At 70.3% G+C, this 4,395-nt stretch carries 5 protein-coding genes; 1 reads left to right on the plus strand and 4 read right to left on the minus strand.

What is annotated here, in order from left to right; translation table 11 throughout:
- Positions 1–30: 30 nt before the first annotated feature.
- The 3 genes from FNH05_RS38475 to FNH05_RS33310 form a co-directional block, all read right to left on the minus strand.
- Positions 31–549: a hypothetical protein gene (locus FNH05_RS38475; RefSeq protein ID WP_186382866.1), complete on the minus strand. Its 519-nt coding sequence runs from the start codon at positions 547–549 to the stop codon at positions 31–33.
- 70 nt (positions 550–619) lie between these two features.
- Positions 620–1,108: a helix-turn-helix domain containing protein gene (locus tag FNH05_RS33305; protein WP_144592829.1), complete on the minus strand. Its 489-nt coding sequence runs from the start codon at positions 1,106–1,108 to the stop codon at positions 620–622.
- 249 nt (positions 1,109–1,357) lie between these two features.
- Positions 1,358–2,953: an alpha/beta hydrolase gene (locus FNH05_RS33310; protein WP_144592830.1), complete on the minus strand. Its 1,596-nt coding sequence runs from the start codon at positions 2,951–2,953 to the stop codon at positions 1,358–1,360.
- Between the two features lie 127 nt (positions 2,954–3,080).
- On the opposite strand from FNH05_RS33310, the gene FNH05_RS33315 reads away from it, so the two are divergent.
- Positions 3,081–3,770: a DNA alkylation repair protein gene (locus FNH05_RS33315; protein WP_144592831.1), complete on the plus strand. Its 690-nt coding sequence runs from the start codon at positions 3,081–3,083 to the stop codon at positions 3,768–3,770.
- Positions 3,771–3,854: 84 nt separating this feature from the next.
- Here FNH05_RS33315 and FNH05_RS33320 read toward each other — a convergent pair.
- Positions 3,855–4,395 (minus strand): phenylalanine--tRNA ligase subunit beta-related protein (locus FNH05_RS33320; RefSeq protein WP_483964241.1); only part of this gene is annotated, 541 nt, incomplete at its 5' end.

Below are 4,395 nucleotides of genomic sequence, written 5' to 3' on the forward strand. Positions count from 1 at the left end.
GCCCAGGACCCACCGCTGGCCCCGACCTCCTCACGGCGACGGATAGGTGCTGATGGAGATCAGTGTCTGGCCGTCACCAGGGGCAGGCGAGAGGGACACGGAGGCTCCCTGCCCCTGCTTCTTGACCACGTAGGCCGCCGTGCCGCCGGCTTCGGTCTTGGACACGACCTGCCATCCGCCCTGCTCGATCGCCTGGTCGTAGAACTCCTTGACCCGCTCGACCGGATCACCCGTGCGGAGCACGGCGGACCCCGCCGCCTTGCTGACCACCTCGGCGGGCTGGTACAGCGGGATGCCGCCGATCTCCTGCCCCGGACCGGACGTCGATGCCGGCACGGTCCCCGGCGCCGGAGCGGCGGCCGGGGAGGAGCTGGGCGGGGCCGAACCGGTGTTGCCCTGGCAGGACGCGACGAGCACCAGGACCGCGAGGATGCCCGCGACCCCGGCCGCACTGGCAGCCCCGGCCGCACTGGCAGCCCCGGCCGCACTGGCAGCCCCGGCCGCACTGCCAGCCCCAGCGGCACTGGTCACCGATCGACGTCCTGCCATCCCGATCCTCCCTTGACCGGCTCCTTTCCCTGTCTAGTGGAGGACCGTCACCACTGGCGCCCCGGCAGCGTCACGGGTCCTCGCGCGGTCCGCCCGGCGATCGGCGGCTGGGAGGTTCCGGCAGGTACTCGCCCGGCCGCTCCGGATCGCAGCCCACCCGAGGCAGGCGGGCCCGGATCCCGCCGGGAGTGCGCTCCAGGTACGCGGCGATCTCTTCCACCGTTTCCCCGGCGAGCCAGCGGCGCTCGAGTTCGGCGTCGAGCTCGGTCGTCCACGGGCGGCCGCGCCGCAGGGCCCGCGGCCCGCCTCTTCGCGCCCTCGGCTCGCTGAGCGCGCCGTGATGCCGCAGGGTCTCCGACAGCAGGGAGCCGAACGTCTCGGCGGCGCCCGCGGAGATTTCGAGCTGGCCTTCGGCGACCGGTTCGCCCTGTGGCCCGGTGCCACCGATGCTCACCATGAGGCGGTCGGCGCGGTCCCCGCCCGGCAGCGCGGTGACTTCGATGGAATAGGTGTTCTCGCCGGCCCGGATCGTCGTCCGGTGCTCTTCGATGATGGTCATGCCCCGCACGCTAACGACACCCCCCGACAGTTTTCGTGACCCAGCGCATCGGGACGGGGACGGAACGGAATTGTCGGTGTCTCCCGCTACCGTCGGCCACAACACGGCTACAACAAGCCACAGGAGGTGGAAGTGCGGGACTCTTCTCGAGGACGGCAGTCGGGATGGCGTTGGGGATGGCGCTGGAGATACCGAAGGGGATGGCCTCGCCGCCCCGGCTCGCGGGCGGGGGCGGCGAGGCCCGCGGCGTCAGTGCCGGCTGACCGCACTCACCAGCGCGTGCCGCAGTTCGAGCGGCTGCGCCGAGGCCGCCTTGGCGGCTGTGGCGGTCTGGCCCGCGCCCGCCGGGACCGGATCCGGCAGAGGGGCGCAGGTGGTGTCCGGGCCGTTGCCCGGCTTGCGCGCCGGCAGCTTGCCCGTGGCCAGGTAGTCGGCCACCTGGTCGTCCACGCACGCGTCACCGGAAAGCGAATCGGCGTGGGTCGTGCCGCCCGGCTCGGCGATCAGGCTCGAGTTCGGGAACCGCTTGCGCACCTCGAGACTGCCTTCGAACGGGGTGGCGGCGTCCAGTTCCTCGTCGATCAGCAGTGCGCTCGACACCTTGGCGCCGTTGATCTCCACCGGCTTGCCCGCGGCGGCGGGCCAGTTCAGGCACGGCGCGTTGTACCAGGCGTTGCCCCAGGTTTCGAAGGGCGCCCGGAAGTAGGTGCGCCAGTTGTCCGCACGCCACTTGTTCCAGCTGACCGGCCACTGCACGTCGGTGCACTGGACGGCCGCGTAGACCGCGAAACCGTTGTCGTCGCCCGGGCTGTTGGTGTCGTCATACAGCGCTTTCAGCGTCTTCCAGTCCCCGTTGTGGACCCAGCCGGAGAACGCCTTCGCCAGGTCCTCCCAGCCGAAGCGGTAGTAGCCGGCCTGCAGGAAGATGTCGCTCCACTCGTCGGGCCCGATCACGCCACCTGCCGGTTGGTGGTTCAGCTTCCGCTGCTCCGAGTACCACAGCTGCTCGACGGCCGCGCCCGTGCCACCGAGGTGGTAGACGTCGTCGTACTTGGCGATCCAGTCGAAGTAGATCTTGATGTTGCGGTCGAAGGCCACGTCCTGGTCCAGATTGGCCTGATACCACACCTTCCGCGGGTCGACGTTGCTGTCGAGCACCATGCGCCTCACCCGTTCGGGGAACAGCGTGGCGTACACCTGGCCGAGGTAGGTGCCGTAGGAGAAGCCGTAGTAGTTGATCTGCCGCTGACCCAGCGCCTTCCGCAGCGAGTCCATGTCCCGCGCGACGTCGGTCGTCTTCATGTGCGACAGCAGTGCGCCGTTCTTCGCACAGGCTCCCGCATACCCCTTCGAACGAGCGAGCCAGGTCTGTTCGAGCTGCGGCGTCGACGGCACGTAGTTCGGCCGGTTGTAGCCGAAGTAGCCGGGATCGCAGGACAGCGAGGGCTTGCTGGCGCCGACCCCGCGGGGATCGAAGCCGATCCAGTCGTAGGAGTCGCCCGCGTGGCCTGGCACGTCCCTGCCCAGGACCGAAAGGCCGAGGCCGGACCCGCCGGGACCACCGGGGTTGACCAGCATCACGCCCTGGGACTGGGGCGTGGTGTGCTGCACGCGGGACACCGCCAGCGAGATCTTGGCGCCCGTCGGGTTGTCGTAGTCGAGCGGCACCTCGAGATAACCGCACTGCGCGCCCGCCTTCTGGAGCCGGGACGAAGAGCAGTCCCCCCAGGCGATGGGCACAGGCGTGAACTCCGCCCCGCCCGGGGAAGCGCTCGCAGACGGCGCGGCCACGAGGCCCGCCGTGAGCACGCCGGCCACCGCGACCGCCGAGCAGAGTTTGTTCACTTTGATCCTTTTCGTCGACATTTCCCCCACTTTTCCGAGGAATCGGGCAGTGTCGCCGAACAACCTCTCGGATCACGGCGGTTTCCGCCACCCGACCTTCGTCGGAACTTGCCGGTAGGCTTACCGGGTGGATGTCGTGGACCGGCTGGCGACTGCGGCCAGGGTCGCGCTGGCCCGGTCCGGGGACCAGGCGAAGGCGCCGGCGATGCAGGCCTACATGAAGTCCGCCCTGCCTTTTCGCGGTGTGCCCAAACCCGTCCGCAGCCGGCTCACCCGGCACCTGTTCGCCGAATTCGTCCTGCCGGACCGGGGGTCGTTCGTCGCCGCGGTCGAAAAACTGTGGCGGGAAGCGGCTTTCCGCGAGGAGCGGTACATCGCCATCGACCTGACCGGGTACCGGCCCTATGCCCGCTGGCAGGATTCCGCCTTGCTCCCGCTGTACGACGAGCTCATCGTCACCGGTGCCTGGTGGGACTATGTGGACGATATCGCGGTGCATCGCATCGGCCCCCTGTTGCGGGCCGAGCCGCGAGCGGTCGGGGCGGTCCTGCACCGCTGGGTCACCGATCCGGATCGGTGGCGACGGCGGACGGCCGTCATCTGCCAACTCGACGCGAAGACGGAGACCGATCTCGACCTGCTGACCCACGCGATCGAAGCGAATATCGACGAGCGGGACTTCTTCCTGCGCAAGGGAATCGGCTGGGCGTTGCGCCAGTACGCGAGAACCGACCCCGCCTGGGTGCGCGGATTCGTCGCCGATCACCCCGGTCTTTCGGCGCTCTCCGTCCGCGAAGCGCTCAAACACCTGCGGTGAACGGTCCGGCCCGGACCGCTCGCCGTACACACAAACACGAATGGGCCCCTCCGCTGCCGGCGGAGAGGCCCACTCGGACAGTGCTCAGCCGCGCAGGGCAGCGCCGAACCGGGCCGCCGCCTCGGCGACCGCCGCGTCGCGAGCCTTGGTGGCCTCTTCGACCGTGAGCGTGCGATCCGGGGCCCGGAAGCGCAGCTTGTACGCCAGCGACCGCTTACCCGCACCGACCTGGTCACCGGTGTAGACGTCGAACAGCGCGACATCCTCCAGCAGTTCCCCGGCACCGGCGGCGATCGCCTCGGCCAGGTCCGCGGCGGGAACCTTGGCGTCCACCACGACCGCCACGTCCAGCAGCACCGGGGGGAACGGCGAGACCGCGGGTGCGGGCCGTCCATCCGGCAGCGGGATGGCGTCGAGGTCGAGCTCCATGGCGACGGTCCGCTTGGGCAGGCCCAGCGCCTCGATCACCTTCGGGTGCAGCTCGCCCGCATGCCCCACCGGCCAGTCGCCCACCATGATCTGGGCGCAGCGCCCGGGATGCCAGGGCAGCAGGTCGGCGGCGCGCACTCGCAGCTCGACACCGGCGGCCGCGCCGACGGTGCGGGCCGCTTCCACGGCGTCGGCC

It is taken from the genome of Amycolatopsis rhizosphaerae, assembly GCF_007713715.1.
Taxonomy (GTDB): domain Bacteria; phylum Actinomycetota; class Actinomycetes; order Mycobacteriales; family Pseudonocardiaceae; genus Amycolatopsis_E; species Amycolatopsis_E rhizosphaerae.